The 24,034-nt window shown below is 70.0% G+C and carries 19 protein-coding genes; 9 read left to right on the forward strand and 10 right to left on the reverse strand.

The genetic code is table 11. The annotated features are described in order from the left end of the window. Positions 1-374 precede the first annotated feature (374 nt). From ALI22I_RS34835 to ALI22I_RS34850, 4 genes are all read left to right on the forward strand, one after another. On the forward strand, positions 375-749 hold the full coding sequence (locus ALI22I_RS34835; protein ID WP_077009788.1) for a hypothetical protein: 375 nt from the start codon (positions 375-377) through the stop codon (positions 747-749). A 50-nt stretch (positions 750-799) separates the two neighbouring features. Then, positions 800-2,035, forward strand: coding sequence for an ABC transporter ATP-binding protein (locus tag ALI22I_RS34840; RefSeq protein ID WP_077009789.1), 1,236 nt, complete (start codon positions 800-802; stop codon positions 2,033-2,035). After that, positions 2,035-2,913: an ABC transporter permease subunit gene (locus ALI22I_RS34845; protein WP_077010151.1), complete on the forward strand. Its 879-nt coding sequence runs from the start codon at positions 2,035-2,037 to the stop codon at positions 2,911-2,913. The genes ALI22I_RS34840 and ALI22I_RS34845 overlap by 1 nt, the downstream gene beginning before the upstream one ends. Positions 2,914-3,019: 106 nt before the next feature. After that, complete coding sequence (locus ALI22I_RS34850; protein ID WP_077009790.1) at positions 3,020-6,766, forward strand: ABC transporter ATP-binding protein; 3,747 nt, start codon at positions 3,020-3,022, stop codon at positions 6,764-6,766. A 114-nt stretch (positions 6,767-6,880) separates the two neighbouring features. Here the strand turns inward: ALI22I_RS34850 and ALI22I_RS34855 are convergent, their stop codons facing one another. Together ALI22I_RS34855 and ALI22I_RS34860 are read right to left on the reverse strand one after the other, a co-directional pair. Beyond that, complete coding sequence (locus tag ALI22I_RS34855; protein WP_077009791.1) at positions 6,881-7,366, reverse strand: SRPBCC family protein; 486 nt, start codon at positions 7,364-7,366, stop codon at positions 6,881-6,883. Further along, a complete protein-coding gene (locus tag ALI22I_RS34860; protein ID WP_202971141.1) occupies positions 7,363-7,743 on the reverse strand; it encodes an ArsR/SmtB family transcription factor in 381 nt (126 codons plus the stop codon). Before ALI22I_RS34860 ends, ALI22I_RS34855 begins: the two co-directional genes overlap by 4 nt. 375 nt (positions 7,744-8,118) lie before the next feature. On the opposite strand from ALI22I_RS34860, the gene ALI22I_RS34865 reads away from it, so the two are divergent. Next, complete coding sequence (locus ALI22I_RS34865) at positions 8,119-11,790, forward strand: multifunctional oxoglutarate decarboxylase/oxoglutarate dehydrogenase thiamine pyrophosphate-binding subunit/dihydrolipoyllysine-residue succinyltransferase subunit (protein ID WP_077009792.1); 3,672 nt, start codon at positions 8,119-8,121, stop codon at positions 11,788-11,790. A 99-nt stretch (positions 11,791-11,889) separates the two neighbouring features. Then, entirely contained in the window at positions 11,890-12,069 is a 180-nt protein-coding gene (locus ALI22I_RS34870) for a DUF6104 family protein (RefSeq protein WP_077009793.1), read from the forward strand. Between the two features lie 106 nt (positions 12,070-12,175). Here ALI22I_RS34870 and ALI22I_RS34875 read toward each other — a convergent pair whose 3' ends face one another. Then, positions 12,176-13,168 (reverse strand): aldo/keto reductase, encoded by a 993-nt coding sequence (locus ALI22I_RS34875; protein ID WP_077009794.1) that lies wholly within the window; start codon positions 13,166-13,168, stop codon positions 12,176-12,178. A 204-nt stretch (positions 13,169-13,372) separates the two neighbouring features. Between ALI22I_RS34875 and ALI22I_RS34880 the strand changes: the two genes are divergently transcribed. Beyond that, positions 13,373-14,794, forward strand: coding sequence for an O-antigen ligase family protein (locus ALI22I_RS34880; protein ID WP_143532594.1), 1,422 nt, complete (start codon positions 13,373-13,375; stop codon positions 14,792-14,794). Then, the gene (locus ALI22I_RS34885; protein ID WP_077009796.1) at positions 14,791-15,228 is read left to right on the forward strand and encodes a hypothetical protein; all 438 of its coding nucleotides are present in this window, start codon (positions 14,791-14,793) and stop codon (positions 15,226-15,228) included. Before ALI22I_RS34880 ends, ALI22I_RS34885 begins: the two co-directional genes overlap by 4 nt. On the opposite strand, the gene ALI22I_RS51450 is transcribed toward ALI22I_RS34885, so the two are convergent. After that, on the reverse strand, positions 15,218-15,388 hold the full coding sequence (locus ALI22I_RS51450; protein ID WP_179118441.1) for a hypothetical protein: 171 nt from the start codon (positions 15,386-15,388) through the stop codon (positions 15,218-15,220). The genes ALI22I_RS34885 and ALI22I_RS51450 overlap by 11 nt on opposite strands. 65 nt (positions 15,389-15,453) lie before the next feature. Then, entirely contained in the window at positions 15,454-16,350 is an 897-nt protein-coding gene (locus ALI22I_RS34890) for a LysR family transcriptional regulator (RefSeq protein ID WP_077009797.1), read from the reverse strand. Positions 16,351-16,421: 71 nt separating this feature from the next. On the opposite strand from ALI22I_RS34890, the gene ALI22I_RS34895 reads away from it, so the two are divergent. Continuing rightward, the gene (locus ALI22I_RS34895; RefSeq protein ID WP_077010153.1) at positions 16,422-17,309 is read left to right on the forward strand and encodes a dihydrodipicolinate synthase family protein; all 888 of its coding nucleotides are present in this window, start codon (positions 16,422-16,424) and stop codon (positions 17,307-17,309) included. On the opposite strand, the gene hutI is transcribed toward ALI22I_RS34895, so the two are convergent. Genes hutI through hutH form a run of 5 tightly spaced genes read right to left on the reverse strand, consistent with a single transcriptional unit; the run spans position 17,269 to position 24,007 of the window. Continuing rightward, on the reverse strand, positions 17,269-18,417 hold the full coding sequence (gene hutI / locus ALI22I_RS34900; RefSeq protein ID WP_077009798.1) for an imidazolonepropionase: 1,149 nt from the start codon (positions 18,415-18,417) through the stop codon (positions 17,269-17,271). The two genes, ALI22I_RS34895 and hutI, sit on opposite strands and share 41 nt — an antisense overlap. After that, positions 18,414-19,685, reverse strand: a complete 1,272-nt coding sequence (locus ALI22I_RS34905) for a formimidoylglutamate deiminase (RefSeq protein WP_077009799.1) — start codon at positions 19,683-19,685, stop codon at positions 18,414-18,416. Before ALI22I_RS34905 ends, hutI begins: the two co-directional genes overlap by 4 nt. Then, the gene (locus ALI22I_RS34910; protein WP_077009800.1) at positions 19,682-20,860 is read right to left on the reverse strand and encodes an allantoate amidohydrolase; all 1,179 of its coding nucleotides are present in this window, start codon (positions 20,858-20,860) and stop codon (positions 19,682-19,684) included. Before ALI22I_RS34910 ends, ALI22I_RS34905 begins: the two co-directional genes overlap by 4 nt. Further along, the gene (gene hutU / locus ALI22I_RS34915; RefSeq protein ID WP_077009801.1) at positions 20,853-22,502 is read right to left on the reverse strand and encodes a urocanate hydratase; all 1,650 of its coding nucleotides are present in this window, start codon (positions 22,500-22,502) and stop codon (positions 20,853-20,855) included. The genes ALI22I_RS34910 and hutU overlap by 8 nt, the downstream gene beginning before the upstream one ends. Further along, entirely contained in the window at positions 22,502-24,007 is a 1,506-nt protein-coding gene (gene hutH / locus ALI22I_RS34920; protein WP_077009802.1) for a histidine ammonia-lyase, read from the reverse strand. Before hutH ends, hutU begins: the two co-directional genes overlap by 1 nt. Positions 24,008-24,034 lie beyond the last annotated feature (27 nt).

Below are 24,034 nucleotides of genomic sequence, written 5' to 3' on the forward strand. Positions count from 1 at the left end.
GGCCAACATTTCCTCGCCGGCAGGCAACGGAGTGTGGGCGGCCTCAAGCGAAAGAGTGAATTCCCGTCGTAACGGGTAAGTCACGACGTCCTCCGGCCGATGCACAAGACGGGAACTCCGCAGCTACGCAGCGGGGTCGTCCGTTCGCGCGGCGTGCTGCCGCGCCACCCGGCGATCGGAGCGCAATGGCTGAACCTCAGGGTTGGATCGACTGCCACGACCCGTTCGGGCGGGACCGGTCGATGACCGTGCTCGTCGAGAACGACCGAGTTCTGCTGGTCGCGCCACCCGGCGAGTCGGCTGTGATGTCAGTCACACAGACACGCAGGTTGCACCGACTGCTGGACCAAGCCGCCGACAGGATGTGAGCCCGCGTGGACGAGGCACTGCGGGCGGCAGTACTGCGCCGGCTGGCGTTGCTGGACGAGATCGCCGAACGCGGTGAGGCGGACGCCCTGCTGCCGCTCGCGCGCTCCGAGATCCACCGCCTGGCCGACGGATGGCGCCTGCTGTTGACCGTGCACCAGCCCGATCCCGACGGCCGCTGCGGCGCGTGCCCCGGCATCCTGCGGCACAAGAAGTGGCCGTGCCAGGTGTGGACGATGGCCCACCAGCACCTCATCGGCGACGGCCTGCCGCACCGCGAACGCCGCCGTCCCCTGCGCCAACTGCGCCGTCCCAACGACGCCGAGGTGACGACCGAGATACCGGTGGTGCGATCGAAACCGCGACACGCCCTCCCCGAGTGACCTGCCTAGGGCAGGATGACCCCCGATAGGAGTACTCGGGAGGGACGCGCGTGCACGACGGCACTGGCCGCATCGTGGTGCAGAACTTGACCAAGCAGTTCGGTCCGGTGGCAGCGGTGCAGAATCTCAGCTTCACGGTGGAACCCGGTTCGGTGACCGGCTTCCTCGGTCCCAACGGGGCGGGCAAGACGACGACGCTGCGCATGCTGCTCGGCCTGGTGACCCCGACCGCGGGCATCGGACTGATCAACGGCAGGCCGTTCAACCAACTCGGCAACCCGGCCCGGGTGGTCGGCGCGGTGCTGGAGGCGCAGGGTTTCCACCCCAAGCGCACCGCCCGCAACCACCTGCGGGTCTACGCCGCCGCGATCGGCGTGCCGGACTCGCGCGCCGACCAGGTGCTGCAACTCGTCGGGCTCGGCGCGGCGGGCGATCGCAAGGCCGGCGGGTACTCGCTGGGCATGAAGCAGCGGCTGGCCCTGGCCACCGCGCTGCTCGGCGACCCGCAGATCCTGGTGCTCGACGAGCCGTCCAACGGGCTGGACCCGGAGGGCATCGCGTGGCTGCGGACGTTCCTGCAGTCCTACGCGCGCAGCGGCCGGACCGTGCTGATCTCCAGCCACCTGCTGGCCGAGATCGAGCAGACCGTCGACCAGGTGGTCATCATCAGCCGCGGTCAGACCATGTACTACGGGCCGCTCGACCACCTGCGCGACCAGCAGCAGGGCCGGGTGCTCGTGCAGCCGTCCGATATCGGCGCGCTGGTCGCGGCGCTGCGCGAGGACGGGATCAACGGCATCGAGCAGCTGCCGGACGGCCGGATCGCGGTCACCGGCGTGGAGGCCAAGCAGGTCGCGGACACCGCGTTGAAGGCGGGCGTGTCGATCTACGGCATCCAGGAGGAGAAGGTCGACCTGGAGCGGCTGTTCTTCCAGCTCACCAACGGCCAGTTCGCGGCGCCGGGCCAGAAGATGGGCCCGGACCCGTACGGGCAGCCGCAGGGCGGCTACCCGCAGCCGGGTTACCAACAGCCGGGTTACCAACAGCCCGGCTACCAGCAGCCCGGCTACCAGCAGCAACCGGGCTACCAGACCCCGTCGCAGCCGTTCCAGCAGCCCGGGTATCAGCAGCCTGGCTATCAGCAGCCGCCGCAGGACTACCAGCAGCAGCAGTACCAACAGCCTCCGCAGGGCTACCAACCACCACCGCCGGGCACCCAGCAACCGCCGCAGGACAACCCGTACGGTCAGCAGCAGGGCCAGGGCGGACTCGGGGGCGGTGCGTGATGCTGGGAAACCTGATCAAGGCGGAGTTCCGCAAGACCACCACCACCGGTCTGTGGTGGGGCCTGATGATCCCGACCGTGCTGCTCGCGTTCGGCTGGGCGTTGGGCACCGGCGCCATCTTCACCAGCGTCTCGGAGTTCATGAGCAGCGACGAGGCCGAAGAACTGGCCCTCTTGCTCGGGGTGGAGGACCCGACGCAGTGGCAGATGTCGCTGTTCGGGATGGCCCGCAGCATCAACGTGGCCACCATCTTCCCGATGATCTTCGGCGGGCTGGCGATCTCGAACGAGATCAACCGCAAGACCATCACCACCACGTTCCTCACCGCGCCGACCAGGGTCTCCGCGATGGCCGCGAAGATGATCGTCTACATCGTGTGGGGCGCGATCTTCGGCATCGCGATCGTGGCTTCGGTGAGCATCGGCATCGCGCTCACCTCGGACGCCGGCGCGCTGCCGGACCCGGCGGGGTGGCTCGCGCTGGCCGCGGTCGGCGTGCTGGCGTCGATCCTGATGACCATGTTCGGTGTCGGTGTCGGCGCACTGATGACCAGCGTCGTGGGCACCACCGTGGTGCTGCTGCTCTACGTGCTGATCGTGGAGAACGGCATCCAGCTGGTGCTGGCCTCGCAGGGTCTGCCGGAGATCATCGGCTTCCTGCCCAACGGCGCGGTGAACGGCCTGACCGGTTCGGTGGCGTCGTCGCTGTTCCTGGCGAACGCCGGCGTGGTGCCGGACGACCTGGTGGACGGGCTGCGGGCCATCGCGGGCGCGCTGGGCGCGTTCGACTGGTGGCTGAGCGGCCTGATCTTCCTGGCGTGGACGGCGCTGTTCTTCCTCGGTGGCTGGGCCACCACTCAGCGCAAGGACATCACCTAAACGCGTGATCTTGAAAGTGTGATGAAGGCCGTCCCCGTGCTTGGGGGGCGGCCTTCATCACATCAAGCACACCAAAACCGTCGGTGGTCCGACCTATGTTGGATGCGTGACTACTTCCGACGGCTGGATTCGCAGACTTGCCACCGCGTGCTGGAAACACCGTGCACTGGTGGTGTGGTCCGTGTTGGCCGCCGTCGTGGGTGTCGGGTTGCAAGCCGTCAGCCCGTTGCTGATCAAGGTCGCCGTGGACGACGCCATCGCGGGCCGCACGGATCGCCTCACGTGGCTCGCGGTCGCGCTGGTCGGGTTGGAACTGCTGACCTTCGGCACCGCGTTCGTGCGCCGGTTCCTGGGCGGGCGCCTCGCCGTGGACGTGCAGCACGACCTGCGCCAGGCGGTGTTCGGCGCGGTGCAGCGGTTGGACGGGCCGAAGCAGGACGCGTTGCGCACCGGGCAGGTGGTGTCCCGCTCGATCACCGACCTCCAGCTGGTCAACAGCCTGCTGTCGATGACACCGCTGGCCTTCGGCACGGTCGTGTTCGCGGTGGCCGCGCTGGTGGCGATGTTCTGGCTGTCACCGCTGCTGACCGTGATCGCCCTGGTGATCGTGCCCGCCGTCGGCGTGGTCGCGGCCCGCAGCAGGCTGACGCTGTTCCCGGCCACCTGGTCGGCGCAGCAACGCGCGGCGGACGTGGCGCAGCAGGTCGAGGAGACCGTCACCGGCGTGCGCGTGGTCAAGGGCTTCGGGCAGGAGGCGCGCGAGGTCACCCGGCTGGAGTCGCGGGCCAAGCTGCTGTTCGCCGAACGGATGCGCGCGGCACGGCTGACCGCGCGCCCGTCGGCGACGTTGACCGCCCTGCCGTACCTGGGGCAGGTCGCGGTGCTCGCGCTGGGCGGTTGGATGGCGGTGCGCGGCGAGGTGACGTTGGGCACCTTCCTGGCGTTCTCCACCTACGTGGCGACGCTGGTCGGCCCGACCCGGCTGCTGTCGAGCCTGATGGTGACCGCCCAGCTGGCCCGTGCGGGTGTGGAGCGGGTGTACGAGCTGATCGACTCGCAGCCGGACGTGGTGGACGGCGACCGCGACGTCCCGCCCGGTCCGGTGGCGGTGGAGCTGCGGGACGTGAGCTTCGGGTACACGCGCAGCGACCCGGTGCTGTCCGGGGTGTCGCTGCGGGTCGAGCCGGGCGAGACGCTGGCCATCGTCGGCACGGCCGGATCGGGCAAATCGACGGTGTCGCTGCTGTTGCCCCGGTTCTACGACGTGCACGAGGGCGCGGTGTCCGTCGGCGGTGTGGATGTGCGGGAGCTGCGGCTGTCGTCGTTGCGGCAGACCGTGGGAACGGTGTTCGAGGAGGCGTTCCTGTTCTCCGACACCGTGCGGGCGAACATCGCCTACGGCCTGCCGGACGCCTCCGACGAGCAGGTGCGTGCGGCGGCACGGGCCGCCGAGGCGCACGGGTTCATCGAGGCGCTGCCGAACGGTTACGACACGGTCGTCGGCGAGCGCGGCCTGACGCTGTCCGGCGGTCAACGCCAGCGCGTCGCCCTGGCCCGTGCGCTGCTGTCGGACCCGAGGGTGCTCGTGCTGGACGACGCGACATCGGCCGTGGACACCGCGACCGAGGCCGCGATCCACCGCACGCTGGCCACCGTGACGGCCGAGCGCACCACGTTGCTGATCGCGCACCGGCGCTCGTCGTTGACGCTGGCCGACCGCATCGCCGTGCTCGACGCGGGCCGCGTGGTCGACGTCGGCACGCACGCCGAGCTGCACAAGCGCTGCCGCCTCTACCGCGAACTCCTGGCCGGCCCCGGTGAGGCGATCGAACAGGTCGCTCCCCGTGCCGACGCCCGGCTCGAACCGGGACCGGACGGCACGACCCCCGACCTGTGGCCGGAGTCCGACGAGGACGAACTGGCCGTGCGCGCGGCGAACCGGGCCGTCGGCACCACGAAGGTGTCGCGGAGCAGTGGCGGCGGCGGCACCACGTCGGCACTGCTCGGTGGCACCCCACCGACCCCCGAACTCATGGCGCGGGTCCACGCCCTGCCGCCCGCACTGGACGTGCCCGTCCTCAACGGCGAGGACCCACGCGCGCCCGACCCCGGCTTCCGCCTGCGCACCCTGCTGCGCCCGGTCCGCTGGGCGATGCTCGGCGTGGCCGGTCTCCTGCTGGTCGACACGGCGCTCGCGGTCACCTCGCCGAACCTGGTGCGCCTGGGCATCGACCGGGGCGTGGTCGGCGGCGAGATCGGCTGGCTGTGGACGGCGGTCGCGATCAGCTTCACGCTCGTACTGTTGGGCTGGGCCTCCGCAGCGGCCGGCACGGTGGTGACCTCGAAGATCGGCGAGCGCCTGCTGTACCTGCTGCGCGTGCGCAGCTACGCCCACCTGCAACGACTCGGGCTGGACTACTACGAGCGCGAGATGGCCGGCCGGATCATGACCCGGATGACCACGGACGTGGACGCCCTGTCCAGCTTCCTCCAGACCGGCCTGACCACGTTCGTGATCAGCGTGCTGACCGTGGCCGGGATCGCGGTGGCGCTGGTGGTCACCGATCCGGGCCTGGCGCTGGTGGCGTTGAGCGTGCTGCCGGTCCTGCTGGTGGCGACAGTGATCTTCCAACGCCTGTCGTCCGCCGCGTACGGGGAGGCGCGGGAACGCATCAGCGCCGTCAACGCCGACCTCCAGGAGAACGTCTCGGGCCTGCGCGTCTCCCAGGCCTACACGCGGGAGGCGCGTTCGGCGGAGGCGTTCGCCGAACGCAGCAACGCCTACCGCCGGTCCCGCATCCGGGCCCAGCGCTACATCGCCACCTACTTCCCGTTCCTCGCCCTGCTGTCGGGCGTGGCGCAGGCCGGGATTCTCGTGGTCGGCGCGTACCGGGTGGCGGACGGCACCCTGTCACCCGGCGTGCTGCTGGCGTTCGTGCTGTACCTGGGCCTGTTCTTCTCGCCGCTGTACCAACTGTCCGGCGTGTTCGACGGCTACCAGCAGGCCAGGGTCGGCCTGAGTCGAATCGGCGACCTGCTCCGAACACCCACCACCGTCCCCCCTGCCGACGACCCGGTGCCCGTGACGGCGCTGCGCGGCGAGGTGGAACTGCGCGACGTGACCTTCGCCTACCAGGGCACCACCCGGCCGGCCGTCGAGCGGATCTCCCTGCATGTCTCGCCCGGCGAGACCGTGGCGCTGGTAGGCGCGACCGGTGCGGGCAAATCGACGCTGGTCAAGCTGGTAGCGCGGTTCTACGACGCCACCGAGGGCACGGTCTTGATCGACGGCGTGGACGTCCGCGACTACGACCTGTCGGCGCTCCGCCAGCGCCTGGGCATCGTCCCGCAGGAGGCCCACCTGTTCGGCGGCGACATCGCGGAGAACGTCGCATACGCTAACCCGGACGCCACCCGAGCCGAGATCGAAGCCGCCGTCCGCGCAGTCGGCGCCCTACCGATCGTCGCCGCCCTGCCCGCCGCCTTCCACCAACAGGTAGGCGAACGCGGACAAGCCCTCTCCGCCGGACAACGCCAACTGGTAGCCCTGGCCCGCGCCGAACTGGTCCAACCCGCCCTGCTCCTACTGGACGAAGCCACCGCCGCACTGGACCCGGCCACCGAGTCAGCGGTCCTGGAAGCGAGCGACCACCTAGCCGGCGCCCGAACCACCTTCGTAGTAGCCCACCGCCTGGCCACCGCCGCACGCGCCGACCGGATCATCGTCCTGTCCGAAGGCCGGATCGTCGAACAGGGCACCCACACCGAACTGCTGGAAGCAAACGGCCACTACGCCCGCCTCTGGTCCCACGGCGCGGACCTGGGCACAACCGAACTCACCGCCACCCACTGATCCGGAAGGTCGACCCGGCCTCAGGTTTCCAACAGCGCGCTGCGGCCGGGTCAGGCGTGTGCGCGCACGAGGCAGCCCCGCAGCCGGTGAGGCGTGCGGGGCGGAGTGGTGGGTTCAGGCCTCGGCGAGCAGCTCGTCCAGCTGCTCGTAGCCCTCGACGACGCCGGTCTCCATGCCGCTGGCCATCGCCATGTCGCGGGCCTCGGTCGTCTCGAACACGCTGACCGTGTGCAGGCGCGTCCGTCCGCCGCCCAGGTCCTCGAACGTCAGCGTCTCCAGCGCCACACCGTCCGGGTAGCCCTCGAACGTGAACGTCTGCACGATCCGCTCACTCGGCCGCACCTCGTGGAACGAGCCGTAGAACCGGTACTCCTCGCCACCGTGGGTGTGCATGTACCGGTATGCCCCGCCGGTCGTCGCGTCCCACCGGTCGACCCGCATGGTCACCGAACGCGGGCCCAGCCACTTGACCACCAGCTCGGGGTCGGTGTGCGCGCGGAACACCGCGTCGACCGGGGCGTCGAACTCGCGGGTGATGTGGATGGTCGGCACGGCCGGGTCGGCGCTGATGGTGGTCTCGGGGTGCGTGGTCGTGGTCATGATGCTTCTCCTCGAACTCTGGGCACTCGGTTACTCGCTGGGTCCGTGTCCTCGACCGCCATCTCGGCTAGCACGGCGTCCAGTCGCTGGTAGCGCTGTTCCGCCTCCTGCCGGTAGCGCTCGATCCACTTCGTCATCAGGTCGAACACCTCCGCTTCGAGGTGGACGGGCCGCCGCTGCGCCTGCTTGCTGCGGCTGACGAGCCCGGCGTCCTCCAGGACCTTGAGGTGCTTCGACACGGCCTGCACGGTCACGGAGTAGGGCTCGGCCAGCTCGTTCACGGTCGCGTCACCCACCGCCAGCCGCGCCACCATGTCGCGCCGGATCGGGTCGGCCAGGGCCGAGAACACCCGCGACAGCTGGTCGTCCACCACCATCTCCTTAATCAACCGTTCGGTTGAACACAACATACGAAGTCTGGCCAGTCAAGTCAACCCTAAGGTTGAACATGCAGGTCAGAGTGCCACAGGAGCTCCACGAGAGCTCCGGGTTCAGTCCACTGAACACCCTCACACCGAGATCACCGCAACAGTGCGCACACCTACTCCAAGTCGTGGCCAAACGAGACATGTGACGGGCTTAACCTCAAGTCATGCTCAAGCACCCATAACAGGACCGATGCCCTGATCGATCCTGTGAGAGAACACTCGCCGCCCGGCACCTCCTGTGTGTGAACTGCACCAGACGGGGGACTAGCCTGACCATGAGTGAGTCATTACCAAGAGCGAGATGGATAGAGGCGAGCGCCAGCCGTGTCCAGCAGCAGTCCTGCTTCACAGTTCGGCCCGAATGAGTGGCTGGTCGAGGAGATGTACGAGCAGTTCCTCGCCGACCCGTCGTCGGTAGACCCGGCCTGGCACGACTTCTTCGCCGACTACAAGTCGTCGACGCAGCGGTCTGGCAACGGGGCCGCGACGGCCGCGGAGAACGGCACCACGACCGCCACCAAGCCGGCTCCGGTCAAGCAAGCGCCCGCCACACCGGCGCCCGCGCAGCAGCCGAAGTCCCAGGCGCCGGCCCAGAAGCCCACGAGCAAGCCCGCGCCCGCCCAGGCCGCCAAGGCCGCACCGGTGCAGCCGGCGCAGGGCGAGGAGCAGAAGCAACTCCGAGGCGCTTCCGCCGCCATCGCGAAGAACATGGAGCTGTCGCTCTCCGTTCCGACCGCGACGAGCGTGCGTGCCGTGCCCGCGAAGCTGCTGGCCGACAACCGCATCGTGATCAACAACCACCTCAAGCGCACCCGCGGTGGGAAGGTTTCCTTCACCCACCTGATCGGCTACGCGGTGGTCCGTGCGCTCCAGGCGTACCCGAACATGAACCGGCACTACGCCGCCGTCGACGGCAAGCCGTTCGTGGTCACCCCCGAGCACGTGAACTTCGGCCTGGCGATCGACCTGCCCGGCAAGGACGGCTCGCGCACGCTGGTCGTGGCCTCGATCAAGGGCTGCGAGAACATGACGTTCACGCAGTTCTGGCAGGCCTACGAGGACCTGATCCGCAAGGCGCGGACGGGCTCGTTGACCACCGAGGACTTCTCCGGCACCACGATCTCGCTGACCAACCCCGGCACGATCGGCACCAACCACTCGGTGCCGCGCCTGCAGGCTGGCCAGGGCACGATCATCGGTGTCGGCGCGATGGAGTACCCGGCGCACTTCCAGGGCACCAGCGAGCAGGCCCTGACCGACATGGGCGTCAGCAAGGTCATCACGCTGACCTCCACCTACGACCACCGCGTCATCCAGGGCGCGGAGTCCGGCGAGTTCCTGCGCCGCATCCACCAGCTGCTGCTGGGCGAGGACGACTTCTACGACGACGTCTTCACGTCGCTGCGGCTGCCGTACGAGCCGATCCGCTGGGTCGCCGACATCCCCGAGGGCGCGGTCGACAAGACCGCCCGCGTCATCGAGCTGATCGACGCGTTCCGCACCCGCGGCCACCTGATGGCCGACACGGACCCGCTGAACTACCGCCAGCGCAGCCACCAGGACCTCGACGTCCTGTCGCACGGCCTGACCCTGTGGGACCTGGACCGGGAGTTCCCGGTCGGCGGGTTCGCGGGCCAGGAGCGGATGCGGCTGCGCGACATCCTGGGCGTGCTGCGCAACTCGTACTGCCGCACCGTCGGCGTCGAGTACATGCACATCCTCGACCCGGAGGAACGCCTCTGGATCCAGGAGCGCGTGGAGGTGCCGCACGACAAGCCGCCGGCCACCGTGCAGAAGTACATCCTGTCGAAGCTCAACGCCGCCGAGGCGTTCGAGACCTTCCTGCAGACCAAGTACGTCGGCCAGAAGCGGTTCTCGCTCGAAGGCGGCGAGACGGTCATCCCGCTGCTGGACGCGGTGCTGGACAAGGCCGCCGAGCACGAGATCGACGAGGTCGTCATCGGCATGCCGCACCGCGGCCGGCTGAACGTGCTGGCGAACATCGTCGGCAAGCCGATCTCGCAGATCTTCCGCGAGTTCGAGGGCAACCTCGACCCCGGCCAGGCGCACGGCTCCGGTGACGTGAAGTACCACCTGGGCGCCGAGGGCAAGTACTTCCGGATGTTCGGCGACGGCGAGACCAAGGTGTCGCTGACCGCGAACCCGTCGCACCTGGAGGCCGTGGACCCGGTGCTGGAAGGCATCGTCCGGGCCAAGCAGGACATCCTCGACAAGGGTGGCGAGGGCTTCTCCGTGCTGCCGGTCGCGATGCACGGCGACGCCGCGTTCGCGGGCCAGGGCGTGGTCGCCGAGACGCTGAACCTGGCGCTGGTGCGCGGTTACCGCACCGGCGGCACGGTGCACGTGGTGGTCAACAACCAGGTCGGCTTCACCACCGCGCCCGAGCACTCGCGCTCGTCGAAGTACTCGACCGACGTGGCGAAGATGATCGGCGCGCCGGTGTTCCACGTCAACGGCGACGACCCGGAGGCGTGCTACTGGGTCGCGAAGCTGGCGGTGGACTACCGGCAGGCGTTCAACAAGGACGTCGTGATCGACATGGTCTGCTACCGCCGTCGCGGCCACAACGAGGGCGACGACCCCTCGATGACGCAGCCGGCGATGTACGACGTGATCGACACGAAGCGCTCGGTCCGCAAGACCTACACCGAGTCCCTGATCGGTCGCGGCGACATCTCCGTCGAAGAGGCCGAGAAGGCGTTGCAGGACTTCTCCTCGCAGCTGGAGCACGTGTTCAACGAGGTCCGGGAGCTGGAGAAGCACCCGATCAAGACCTCGCCGTCGATCGAGCAGGAGCAGCAGGTCCCGGCCAAGCTGCCCACCGGCGTCGACCGGTCGATCATCGAGAAGATCGCCGACGCGCACGTGGACCTGCCCGAGGGCTTCACCCCGCACCCGCGGGTCAAGCCGGTGCTGGAGCGGCGCGCCAAGATGGCCCGCGAGGGCGGCATCGACTGGGCGTTCGCCGAGCTGCTGGCGTTCGGGTCGCTGGTGCTGGAGGGCCGCACGGTCCGCCTGGCGGGCCAGGACTCGCGGCGCGGCACGTTCGTGCAGCGGCACGCCACCCTGGTGGACCGCAAGAAGGGCTCCGAGTACACGCCGCTGCAGAACCTGGCCGACGACCAGGGCAAGTTCATGGTCTACGACTCGGTGCTGTCGGAGTTCGCGGCGCTGGGCTTCGAGTACGGCTACTCGGTGGCCAACCCGGACGCGCTGGTGCTGTGGGAGGCGCAGTTCGGCGACTTCGTCAACGGCGCGCAGCCGATCATCGACGAGTTCATCTCGTCCGGTGAGGCGAAGTGGGGCCAGGTCTCCGACGTCGTGCTGCTGCTGCCGCACGGCCACGAGGGCCAGGGCCCGGACCACACCTCCGGCCGCATCGAGCGGTTCCTCCAGCTGTGCGCCGAGGGCTCGATGACGATCGCGGTGCCGTCCACGCCGGCGAACTACTTCCACCTGCTGCGCCGGCACGCGCTGGACGGCGTGAACCGCCCGCTGGTGGTGTTCACCCCCAAGTCGATGCTCCGCCTGAAGACCGCGGTCAGCCCGGTCGAGAACTTCGTGGAGGACCGGTTCCAGTCGGTGATCGACGACGTGACCGGTGTCGACCCGAACGCGGTGACCAAGGTTCTGCTGTGCAGCGGCAAGATCTACTACGAGCTGGCCGCGGAGCAGGAGAAGCGGGCCGAGAAGGACGTCGCGGTGGTGCGCGTCGAGCAGCTCTACCCGGTGCCGGCGCGCAAGCTGACCGAGGCGCTGGACCGCTACCCGAACGCCACCGAGGTCCGCTGGGTCCAGGAGGAGCCGGCGAACCAGGGCGCGTGGCCGTTCTTCGGTCTGGCCCTGCCCGAGCTGCTGCCCTCGCGGTTCGCCGTGAAGCGCGTCTCGCGTCGCCCGATGGCCGCGCCTTCGGCGGGGTCGTCCAAGGTGCACGAGGTCGAGCAGCGCGAGCTGATCGCGAAGGCGTTCGAGTAGACAGACCCGTCGGGTTCGCCGAGCCGTCGAGACCTCCGGGTGTCGGCGGCTCGGCCGTTTCCTGTTCGAGTTCGTGTTCGTGTTCGTGGAGGAAAGACCGTGTACTTCACCGATCGTGGCATCGAGGAACTGGAATCCCGCCGAGGCGAGGAGGAGGTGACCTTCGCCTGGCTGGCCGACAAGCTCCGCGCGTTCGTCGACGCCAACCCCGACTTCGAGACCGCCGTCGAACGCCTGGCCACCTACCTGGCGCGTGACGAGGACGACCTCGACGACTGACCGGCCACCGGCCGCGCTGAGCGCGCCTGCTGCTCCCCAGTGCGCAGACGGGGCAACCCGAACGTCCAGTTCAGGTTGCCCCGTCTCGCGCTCAATGGCGGTTCCTCTACCAGGCGTAGGCCTCCGGGGCGGGGTTGCTGCCGTTGGGGCCGGGGGCGGGGAAGAGGTCGTCGAGCTTGGCCAGGGTGTCGGCGTCGAGCTTGATCTCGGTGGACCGGAGTGAGCCGTCGAGCTGGTCCTGGGTGCGGGGGCCGATGATCGGGGCGGTGACGCCGTTCTGGTGCAGGAGCCAGGCCACGCCGACGTGGGCCGGGTCCTCGCCGAGGTCGGCGGCCAGTTTCTCGTACGCCTCGATGGCGTCCCGGTGCTTCTCCAGGGACTGGAGGCTGCGGCCGGACGTGCCGCGGACCGCGCCGCCCTCGCGTTGCTTGCGCAGGACGCCGCCGAGCAGGCCACCGCCCAGGGGGGACCACGGGATGACGCCGACGCCGTAGTACCGTGCGGCGGGTAGTACTTCCAGTTCCGCGAAGCGGTTGACCAGGTTGTAGATCGACTGCTCGCTGACCAGGCCGAGGAAGTGGCGGGTGCGGGCGGCCTCCTGCGCCTGGGCGATGTGCCAGCCGGCGAAGTTGGACGAGCCGAAGTAGATCACCTTCCCCTGCTGCCGCAGCACGGAGAAGGCCTCCCAGATCTCGTCCCACGGGGTGTCGCGGTCCACGTGGTGCATCTGGAACAGGTCGATGTAGTCGGTCTGCAACCGCTTCAGCGACGCGTCCGCGGCCCGCCGGATGTGCAGCGCGGACAGCCGCTTCTCGTTCGGCCAGTCCCCCATGTCGCCGTACAGCTTGGTGGCGAGCACGGTCTTCTCCCGCCGCCCGCCGCCCTGCGCGAACCACCGGCCGATGATCTGCTCGGTGATGCCCTCTCCCCGCTGCCACCCGTACACGTCAGCGGTGTCGAAGAAGTTGATGCCGTGCTCGTGGGCGCGGTCCATGATCTTGTGACTGTCGTCCTCGGACGTCTCCGGCCCGAAGTTCATCGTCCCCAGGCACAGACGGGACACGGACAGGCCGGAACGGCCGAGCTGCGTGTACTCCATACCGACCACCCTGCCTCAACTCGACCCTGTTCGGCCAACCTTGATCCGGTGGTCGGTTGACGGGTCGCCGAGGGCTGGTGGCAGGTCAACGGCAAAGCCCGCTGTTAAGGACGTGTTCGCGTCAAACCGCTCCGTGGCAACGGGATCCGCGGTTAAGATCCGCCCGACCCTGCTCAGGCAGGTTCGAAGCCGGGGAGGGCTTGCATGGGGGGAGTTGCGCACGACCGTGTCGTGGCACCGGACGGGGTCTCTCTTCCGCACGGCGTGCTGCTCCTCCTCGCCGCGATCGCCGCCGCCGTCGTCGCCCAGGGCGGCTACTACCTGCCCGGACGCCTCTTCACCGCCGCACTGGTCGGGTCAGCCCTGGTCCTGGCCTTGCGCAGCCGTCCGGTCAGCCTGGGAATCCTGCCGCTTGCGTGCGCCGGGTTCGCCGCGTGGGCCGTCCTGCGGGCGATCCTGAACGGCACCTTCTCCAACGCCCTGCCCACTGTCGCGGCCGTCGGCTGCCTGGCCGCGGCGGCACTCGTGGCCCAACGCGCGGACGCGGGGCAACGGGAGCTGTGCGCCTCGGTGGTCGTCGGCGTCGGCGTGCTGGTGGCGCTGACCGGCTGGGCCGCCGTCGTGTGGCGCATCCCGTCGTGGTCCATGGTCGCCGATGGCCTGACCCGCGCAGCATCGACCCTCACCTACCCGAACGCCGCCGCCGCGTTGCTCGCCGCGCTCGCCGTCCTGGCGATCGCCCTGAACATCACACGGCCGCATTCGTTGCCGCTGGCTGGTGCGGTGTACGCGCTGCTGATCGGTGTCGGCGCGACGCTCAGCCGGGCCGGTCTGCTGGCCCTGCTCGCGGGCTTGGTGGCGCTGGCCGTGTTCGCCGGTGTCCGCCCGACCCTGCGGCACGCCGGTCCGGCCGGCCTGGGCGCGTTGATCGCCTTCGGCACGCTCATGCCGTCGTTCCCGGTCGCCGAACCCGCCAACACCGGGCTGGCGGTGCTCGGGCTCGTCGTCGGTCTGGCGGTCACTCTCGGCCTGAGCCGGGCGGGCGCGGTGTTCCGGCTGTTCGCCGTGGTGGTCGGGTTCGCCGCCACCGTCGTCGGCGGGCTCGTCGTCTACCGCCGTGACCTCACCACGCTGCTCGAAGGCCGGATCTCGACGAGTTCACCGGACCGCAGCGGCGCGACGCGGGCGGCACTGGACCACGTCGCCGCGCAGCCGTGGGCGGGCACGGGACCGGGTCGCGGGTGGTTCGTGTTCACCGGGCCCACCGGCGAGGCCCGCGTCATGCGGTACGTGCACAACGAATACCTCCAGGTGCTGGTCGAACTGGGCGCGATCGGCCTGGGCCTCCTGCTGCTGGTGCTGGTGGCGTTGGCCGTCACGGTCTGGCGCGGTCGGGCGGACGCCTCACGGCCGCTGTGGGCCGGTGCCGCCGCCGCACTGGTCGTGCTGCTCGTGCACAGCGGCTTCGACTTCCTGTGGCACCTGCCCGTGATCGTCCTGACCGCCGGGCTGCTCGCCGGCCTGGCCGCACCGCCGGCCCGCGACCACACAGCTCCCCCACCCGCTGCCGAAACACCCGTGGAAGCAGCCGCAGTCCCCACAACTGATGCAAAGGAGAATCCGTGAAGCTTCCCTCGTTCCGGACCGTCGGCCCGGCGAAGGTCCTCGCCGTCCTCGCCGTGGTCGCGGGCGCGGTGTTCGCGTCCGTGCTGCCTTCCGCGGCCGACGTCAGCGCCCAGTCCCCGTCCCAGCCGGCACTCCAGGTCCAGTCACCTGCTCAACGACTGGCCCGCGGTGCGGCCATCAGCGTCGACGTGTCGGTGGTCTGCCCGGTCAACTGGGCGAACTACGTCAACCTCAGAGTCACCCAGCGCGTCGGCCCCGGCATCGCGAAGGGCTACGGCTACGCGCAGTACACGTGCACCGGTAGTCCTCAGACGATCACGATCAACCTGCACGCCGAGGACCACGCGTTCCGGGCAGGCATCGCCTTCGCCTCCGCCAACATGAGCGGCGGCCAGGTCATCGACGAGCGCGAGATCGCGATCGTCAACCCGTGAGGCAACGGGGTGGGCCCGCCGACCAGGTGGGTCCCGCCCCGTCACCGGGCCCCGGAACCGCCAACCCGAACTCGTCGAACCCGTCGATGATCCGGATGACCCCGTAGGCCAGGACGAGCAGCGGGGCGGCGATGAACGCCGGTCGACTGACTGTTCTCATGCCGCAATCCTGCGGATTCCGTCGCCGGAACTGATCGCTCGCACCAGCGGTCTTCCGTCTCACTCTCAAGAGTGAGGAGCCAGGTAGGCGTTGGTGGAGGTCTCCAACGCGGCAACACACGCCGCCACGGCCGGATGGCTGCCTGCACCCCGCCGGTAGGCGATGCGCGTGCGTCGGCGGACGCCGAGCGGGAGCAGCCGGACATCCGGGTTCGTCACGCCGAGTTCCGGCACCAGTGCCACGCCTTGACCGGCTGCGACCAAGGCGAGAACGGCGGTGAAGTCGTCGGCGTGGTGACGCACCCTCGGCGTGAAGCCCGAAGCCTGGCAGACCCGCATCGCCACGGTGTGGCAGAGCGTGCCGGGACTGCCGACGATCCAAGCCGCCTGCCGTGCACCGCCGATCGGATCGCCCGCTTCGGCCCACCCGTCATCGGGCACGGCCAGGAACACCGTCTCGTCCAGCAGCCGCACCGAATCCACACCGGGGTCGGGTTCGACGGGCGCGATGTCGTAGTCGTGCCACAGCGCCACGTCGAGCCGACCGTCGCGCAGCGCGTCGGGCATGTCGATCGGATCCAACTCGGTGACCATGAGGTCGAGCGCCGGGTGATCGCGCCCCAACGCGACCAGCGCCGCCGGCAACAACGTCGGCACCGCGCTCGGGAACGCGCCGATGCGAACCGTTCCGGACAGTCCCGTGCGTGCGGCGGCCAACGTGGCGGTCGCGGCTTCCAGGGCGGCGAGGATGGTCTCGGTGTGCTGGACGAGCGCCGCGCCGGCGGGCGTGAGGCTGACGCTCCGACCGGTGTGCTCCAGCAGCGGGACGCCCGCTTCCCGTTGCAGCGCCGCGAGCTGCTGCGACACGGCCGACGGCGTGTAGGCGTGGGCCTGGGCGACTGCCGCGATGGTGCCCAGGTGCGCCAGGTCTCGCAGCAGGCGGAGGCGTCGAACGTCGAGCATCAGTTCAGCTTACGGTTCTGTTGAGAAAAGTGAACTGGTCCTTCACCGATCGCGCGGGCAGAGTGCGATCCATGACCCTCTCCGGTTTGTACGTCCCGTTGATCACCCCGTTCGACCGGTCCGGTGCGGTAGCCCTGGACGCCCTGGAAACCATCGCCCACCAGGCCTTGGACGCCGGCGCACGCGGCCTGGTAGCCCTGGGCACCACAGCCGAGCCCTCCTCCCTCACCACGGCAGAACAGCAAGCGGTGATGGACGTGACCAGCCGCGTCTGCCACGAACGCCACGCGCAGTTGTTGGTCGGCGCGAACACCGCACAGGCCCTGGACGCACTGGCCGACCGCCCGGAGGTGGTGGCCGCACTGACCGTCGTGCCACCGTTCGTACGCCCAGGTGAGGAGGGCGTACTCGCCTACTTCACCCGTCTGGCCGCCGAGAGCCCGGTCCCACTGGTCGTCTACGACATCCCCCACCGAACCGGCCAGTACCTGTCCGCCGCCACCTTGCACCGCCTGGCCGCCGTGCCCGGTGTGATGGGCCTGAAGTACTCGCCGGGCGGGATCAACGCCGACACCATCGCCCTGTTCGCCCAACCGTCCGACCTGGCGATCCTCGGCGGCGACGACACGTTCATCTCGCCGCTGCTGGCGCTCGGCGCGCACGGCGGCATCCTGGCCTCCGCACACCTGGCCACCGGCGGGTTCGTCCGGCTGATCGAGGCCTGGCACACCGGCGACACCACCACGGCCCGCCTCATGGGCGGCCGACTCGCCGCCCTGTCGACCGCACTGTTCGCCGAGCCCAACCCCACCGTGATCAAGGCCGTCCTGCACGCCCAAGGCCAAATCCCCACCCCGGACGTCCGACTCCCACTACTACCGGCTCACCCGCACACGACCAAGACCGCCCTTGACGCCGTCACCGCTGTCGCACGCCCGCTCGCCACACAGCGTGGGTGAGCGGCACACCCGGCCGATAAGCCAGGTGGGTGGTTGATGGGGCGTTCAGGACGTGAATGTCGGCCCTCGCGCCCGGTGACAGGTGGCCGACATCGGTGCGCCCCAACGCTTTCGCGCCGTTCAAAGTCGCGGCGGTGACGGCTTCCTCGATGGTCATGCGCATCTGGAGAACGGCGGTGGTGATGCAGTAGGCCATCGAGGTCGTGTACGAGCTGCCTGGGTTGCAGTTGCTGGCCAGGGCAACCGTCGCACCCGCGTCCAGCAGTTGACGGGCCGGCGGCAGCGACTGGCGGGTCGACAGGTCGCACGCCGGGAGCAGGGTGGCGACGGTGGACGAGTCCGCCAACGCATCGATGTCGGCGTCGGACAGGTACGTGCAGTGGTCGACGCTCGCCGCGCCCAACTCCACTGCCAGCCGAACACCCGGCCCTTCGCCCAACTGGTTGCCGTGCACCCGCAGCCCCAGCCCCTTGGCCTGAGCGGCTTCGAGCACGGCCCGCGACTGGTCCTCGTCGAACGCGCCCTGCTCGCAGAACACGTCCGCCCACCGGACGTGCGGCGCGACCGCGTCGAGCATGTCGCCGATCACCAACGACACATACGAGTCCGGATCAGCCCCCGGCGGCACCAGGTGCGCGCCCAGAAAGGTGACCTCATCGGCGTGCCCAGCGGCGATACGGGCAGACCGCACTTCGTCTTCGACAGTGAGCCCGTAACCGGTCTTGGTCTCGATCGTCGTGGTGCCCTGGGCAACGGCTTCGGCAACGTGCCGACGCAGGTTCGCCGCAAGCTCCTCGTCCGACGCCGCCCGCGTAGCGCCGACGGTGACCGCGATACCGCCCGCCGCATAAGCCTGACCGGCCATGCGGGCTTCGAACTCGGCGGTCCGGTCACCCGCGAACAGCAGGTGGGTGTGGCTGTCCACCCACCCAGGCAGGACGGCCCGCCCCTCCACATCGACCCGCGAATCCGCATCCGGCGCGGACGACGCGGACCCGACCCACTCGACCCGGCCGTCGGTGAAGACGAGCGCGGCATCGGTGAGCCGACCGAGTCCGGGATCGTTGGTGGTCAACTCACCGATACCGGTGATGAGCGTGCTGGTCATGGCAGCAGTACTCCAGTCAGCAGCCGCGCGACGTCGCCCAACTGTTCGTGGACGCCGTCACGTGCCACGACCTTCCCGCCGGCCACGACGACAGCCACGTCGGACGCCGTGGCGGCCAACACGACCTGCTCGGGCTCAGCCCCGGTGGTCCGCACCGAATTCACCCGAACGGATACGAAATCGGCCGGTGAGCCGACCGCGATCCGGCCCGCCTCCGGCCACCCGATCGCCGCGTGATTCGTCAGCGCGGCAACGAGTTCGACCGGTGTGAAGCGACCGCGTTGTCCCGTGCGCAACCGCTCGTTGTGCTCCAGAGCGCGCGCCTCCAACAGCGGATCGAGCACGGCGTGCTGGTCACTGCCCAACGACAACGGCGACCCGGCGTTCGCCAACTCCCGCGCCGGACCGATCCCGTCCGCCAGGTCGGCCTCCGTCGTCGGGCAGAAGCACACCCCGGTCCGCGTCGAACCCAGCAGCCCGATGTCCTTTGCAGACAAGTGCGTCCCGTGCACGGCCGTCGTCCGGGGCGTCAGGGCGCCGGCTTCGGCCAGCAACTCGGTCGGCGTCAGCCCGTACGACTCCAAGCACGCCTCGTTCTCGGCCGGTTGCTCCGACAGGTGGACGTGCAGCGGCCGATCGGGGAACGCGCCCGCTACCAGCGACAACGTTTCACGTGGCACAGCGCGCACCGAGTGGATCGCCGCGCCGATCCTCGTGTTCTCGTCATCGCGCAGCTCAGCGACCCTGTCGAGCCACCTGTCCCCGGTCCCGTCCGAGAACCGCTCCTGCACCCCCCGCACGGGTTGGTCGATCCCACCCGCCAGATAGCAAGCGTCCAACAGGGTGAGCCTGATCCCGGCGTCACGGGCGGCCTGCCGCAGGGCCTCCGCCATCTCGTTCCCGCCGTTGTGCAGGTAGTGGAACTCCCCCACCGCCGTCACCCCGGCCACGGCCATCTCCGCGTACACGGCCGTGGCCAACCGGAGGTACGAGTCGGGCGTGAGCCGCTCCGCCGCCGCGTACATCCGGTCACGCCACGTCCAGAACGTGCCGCCGTCCGCGTGCGTGCGTCCGCGCAACGCCCGGTGGAACGCGTGCGAGTGCGCGTTGGCGAACCCGGGGAACACCAAGCCGTAGAGCCGTTCCACGGCCAGCGGAATGGTGTCCACAGTAGACACCGAGGTGATGACGCCCTTGTCCACCCGCACCAGCACCCGGGACGCGATCCCGTCCGGCAACCACGCCCGCTCGCACCAGAAGCTCTTCATCGGGTCAAGTGCTCCAAGGTCGTCGCCAACGCCACCACGCCCGCCGCGCAGTCGTCCGCCTCGGCGAACTCCTCCGGCGCGTGGCTGATCCCGGTCGGGTTGCGCACGAACAGCATGGCGGTCGGCACGTGCGCGGCGAGGATTCCGGCGTCGTGACCGGCCCCGGTGGGCAGGGTCGGGGTGTTCTCACCGAGGGCACTTCGGATGTGGGAGATGAGACTGGGATCGAAGAACACGGTCCCGCCCCAACTCTCCTCCGTCACTCGGACGGAACAGCCCTCCTCGGCCGCCGCCGCACGAGCCGCCGTCGTGATCCGCTCGACCACCTCACGGGTGCGCTGTTCGTCGTCGGCCCGCGCGTCCAGCCAGACGTCCACGGACGAGGCGATGACGTTGGTGCCGCCGGGGTTCGGGACGAGTCGGCCGACGGTCGCGCGGGCGCCGTGGGTGGCCGTACGGCGCGCGGCCAGCACCATCTGCGCGGCGGGCAGCATCGGGTCGCGGCGGTCCTCGATGAGGGTCGCGCCGGCGTGGTTGCCCTCACCGGTGAACGTGTACCGCCACCGGCCGTGCGCCAGGATCGAACTCGCCAAACCGATCGGGACGTCCAGGCCCCGCCCTTGCTCGACGTGCAGCTCGACGAAAGCGCCAATGGACGTCAGGGCTCGGTCGTCCCGCCCCATCCGCAACGGGTCGAAGCCCGCGGCGTGGGCGGCCTCGCCGAAGGTGATCCCCTCGGCGTCGACCAGCTTGCACGCGGCTTCCGGGGTGATCGCGCCGGTCATCAGGCGGGACCCGAGGCAGGCCACGCCGAAACGTCCGCCCTCCTCCTCCACGAACACCACGATCGCCAGCGGCTTCGACGGCCGGAAACCCTGCGCGCGCAACAAGTCCACCGCTTGCAGCGCCGAGACCACGCCCAGCGGACCGTCGAACGCGCCGCCGCCGGGCACCGAGTCGAGGTGGCTGCCGGTGATCACGGCGTCCCGCCCCGGCTCCCCCCACCACGCCCAGATGTTGCCGTTGCGGTCGGGGTAGACGTCGAGATCGCGCCGCTCCGCCTCCTCCACGAACCACTCGCGCAGTTCGCGTTCGACCGGGTCGAAGCCGTGCCGCGAGTAGCCGCCGCGTCTGGGGTCGCGGCCGACGTCGGCGATGTCCGCGAGGTCAGTCATCGGAGTCGGCGCTCATCGGGATGGGGACGTTCCTCTCCGCGGCGACGTCGACCGCCCGCTGGTACCCGGCGTCGACGTGGCGGATGACGCCCATGGCGGGGTCGTTGGTCAGCACCCGTTCGATCTTCTGCGCCGCCAGCGGTGTGCCGTCGGCGACCGTCACCTGACCGGCGTGGATGGACCGGCCGATACCGACGCCACCGCCGTGGTGCAGCGACACCCAGGTGGCGCCTGACGCGGTGTTGACCAGGGCGTTCAGCAGCGGCCAGTCGGCGATGGCGTCCGAGCCGTCGGCCATCGCCTCGGTCTCCCGGTACGGCGACGCGACCGAACCGCAGTCCAGGTGGTCGCGGCCGATGACGATCGGCGCGGACAGCTCGCCGGACGCCACCATCTCGTTGAACTTGAGGCCGGCCAGGTGCCGCTCGCCGTAGCCGAGCCAGCAGATGCGGGCGGGCAGGCCCTGGAACTCGACGCGTTCGCCCGCCATCTTGATCCAGCGCGCCAGCTGCTCGTTGTCCGGGAAGAGTTCGAGGATGGCCTGGTCGGTCTTGGCGATGTCGGCCGGGTCACCGGACAGCGCGGCCCAGCGGAACGGGCCCTTGCCCTCGCAGAACAGCGGCCGGATGTAGGCGGGGACGAAGCCGGGGAAGTCGAACGCGCGGTCGTAGCCGCCCAGCTTGGCCTCACCGCGGATCGAGTTGCCGTAGTCGAAGACCTCGGCACCGCGGTCCATGAAGCCCACCATGGCCTCGACGTGGTCGGCCATCGACTCGCGGGCGCGGTCGGTGAACTCGTCCGGCTTGGCGGCGGCGTAGTCCGGCCAGTCCTCGACCGGCACGCCCTTCGGGCAGTACGCCAGCGGGTCGTGCGCGGAGGTCTGGTCGGTGACGATGTCCACCGGCACCTCGCGGCGCAGCAGCTCGGGCAGCACGTCGGCGGCGTTGCCGATCAGGCCCACGGACAGCGCCCGGCCTTCGGCCTTGGCTTTGAGCACGCGGGCGATCGCGTCGTCGATGTCGTCGGCGACCTCGTCCAGGTAGCGGGTCTCGACGCGGCGGCGAGCGCGCTGCGGGTCGACCTCGATGCACAGCGCGACGCCCTCGTTCATGGTGACGGCGAGCGGCTGCGCGCCACCCATGCCGCCGAGGCCGGCCGTGACGGTCAGCGTGCCGCGCAGGGTGCCGTTGAAGCGCTTGTTGGCCACGGCGGCGAACGTCTCGTAGGTGCCCTGGAGGATGCCCTGGGTGCCGATGTAGATCCACGAACCGGCCGTCATCTGGCCGTACATGGTCAGGCCCTCGGCTTCGAGGCGGCGGAACTCGGGCCAGTTGGCCCAGTCCGGCACGAGGTTGGAGTTCGCGATGAGCACGCGCGGGGCCCACTCGTGGGTGCGCATGACGCCGACCGGGCGCCCGGACTGGACGAGCAGGGTCTCGTCGTCGGCGAGGTTCGCGAGTTCACGGCTGATCGCGTGGAAGCTCGGCCAGTCGCGGGCGGCCTTGCCGGTGCCGCCGTAGACGACCAGGTCTTCGGGGCGCTCCGCCACGTCGGGGTCGAGGTTGTTGTGGAACATCCGCAAGGCGGCCTCGGTCGACCAGCTGCGGGCGGTGAGGTCGGTTCCTCGGGCGGCACGCACCATCAGAGGGCTCCGTTCCGGATCAGTTCTTCGGCGGCGGCGATCTCGGGCGCGAGGTGTCGGTCCGGGCCGGGGCCCTCGACGTACTCGCGCAGCTTGGCGACGGCCGCTGCCGTCGCGGGGGCGGGGTTGAGCGGTTTGCGCAGGTCCAGGGCGCGGGCGGCGGTCAACAACTCGATCGCGAGGACCTTGCGCAGGCCGTCCACGGACTGGCGCAGCTTGCGGGCGGCGGACCAGCCCATGGAGACGTGGTCCTCCTGCATCGCGCTGCTCGGGATGGAGTCGACCGACGCGGGCACGGCCAGGCGCTTCAACTCGCTGACGATCGCGGCCTGGGTGTACTGGGCGATCATGTGGCCGGAGTCGACGCCCGGGTCGTGGGCGAGGAACGGCGGCAGGCCGTGCGAGCGGTTCACGTCGAGCATCCGGTCCGTGCGGCGTTCGGCGATGCTCGCCACGTCAGCGGTCGGGATGGCCAGGAAGTCCAGCACGTAGGCGATCGGGGCGCCGTGGAAGTTGCCGTTGGACTCGACCCGGCCGTCGGCCAGCACCACCGGGTTGTCGATGGACGAGGCCAGCTCGCGATCGGCGACGGTCTCGGCGTAGGCGACGGTGTCGCGCGCGGCGCCGTGGACCTGCGGTGAGCAGCGCAGCGAGTAGGCGTCCTGGACACGGGTGCAGTCCGGGCCGCGGTGGCTGTCCATGATCTCGGAATCACGCAGGATCTCGGCCATGCGCTGGGCGGACCGGCCCTGGCCGGGGTGCGGGCGCAGGGCTTGCAGGTCGGCGGCGAAGACCCGGTCGGTGCCGAGGAGGGCTTCCACGCTCATCGCGGCGGTCAGGTCGGCGACGTCCAGCAGGTAGTGCAGGTCCTGCACGGCCAGGATCAACATGCCGAGCATGCCGTCGGTGCCGTTGATCAGCGCCAAGCCCTCTTTCTCGGCCAGGCGGACGGGCTGGAGACCGGCCTTGGCGAGGGCCTGTGCCGCGGGGACCAGGTTGTGGTCGGCGTCGCGGACGTTGCCTTCACCGGTGAGGGCCAGGGCGGCGGCGGACAGCGGCGCGAGATCGCCCGAGCAGCCGAGCGAGCCGAACTCGTGCACGACCGGGGTGATGCCGGCGTTGAGCATCGCGGCCATCGTCTCGGCCGTCTCCAGCCGGATACCGGTGTGACCGCTGGTCAGGGTCTTGAGGCGGAGCAGGACCAGGGCGCGGACGACCTCGCGTTCGACCTCGGGGCCCGCGCCGGCCGCGTGCGAGCGGACCAGGGACTGCTGGAGAGCGGCTCGGCGGTCCGGCGGGATGTGCCGGACCGCCAGCGCACCGAACCCGGTGGAGACGCCGTAGGTGGGCTTCTCGGCCGTGGCCAGGCGTTCGATGTGCGCCCGAGCGGTGGTGACCGCCTCGCGGGCCGCCTCCGAGATCTCCACGCGCGCGTCGCCTCGGGCCACGGCGTGGACGTCCTCGCGGGTCAGGGGTTTCGGACCCAGCTGCACGGGTTGCTGCATGTGCTCATCTCAACCCGGCAGCCGGGT

This window comes from Saccharothrix sp. ALI-22-I (assembly GCF_001984175.1).
Classification (GTDB): Bacteria; Actinomycetota; Actinomycetes; order Mycobacteriales; family Pseudonocardiaceae; genus Actinosynnema.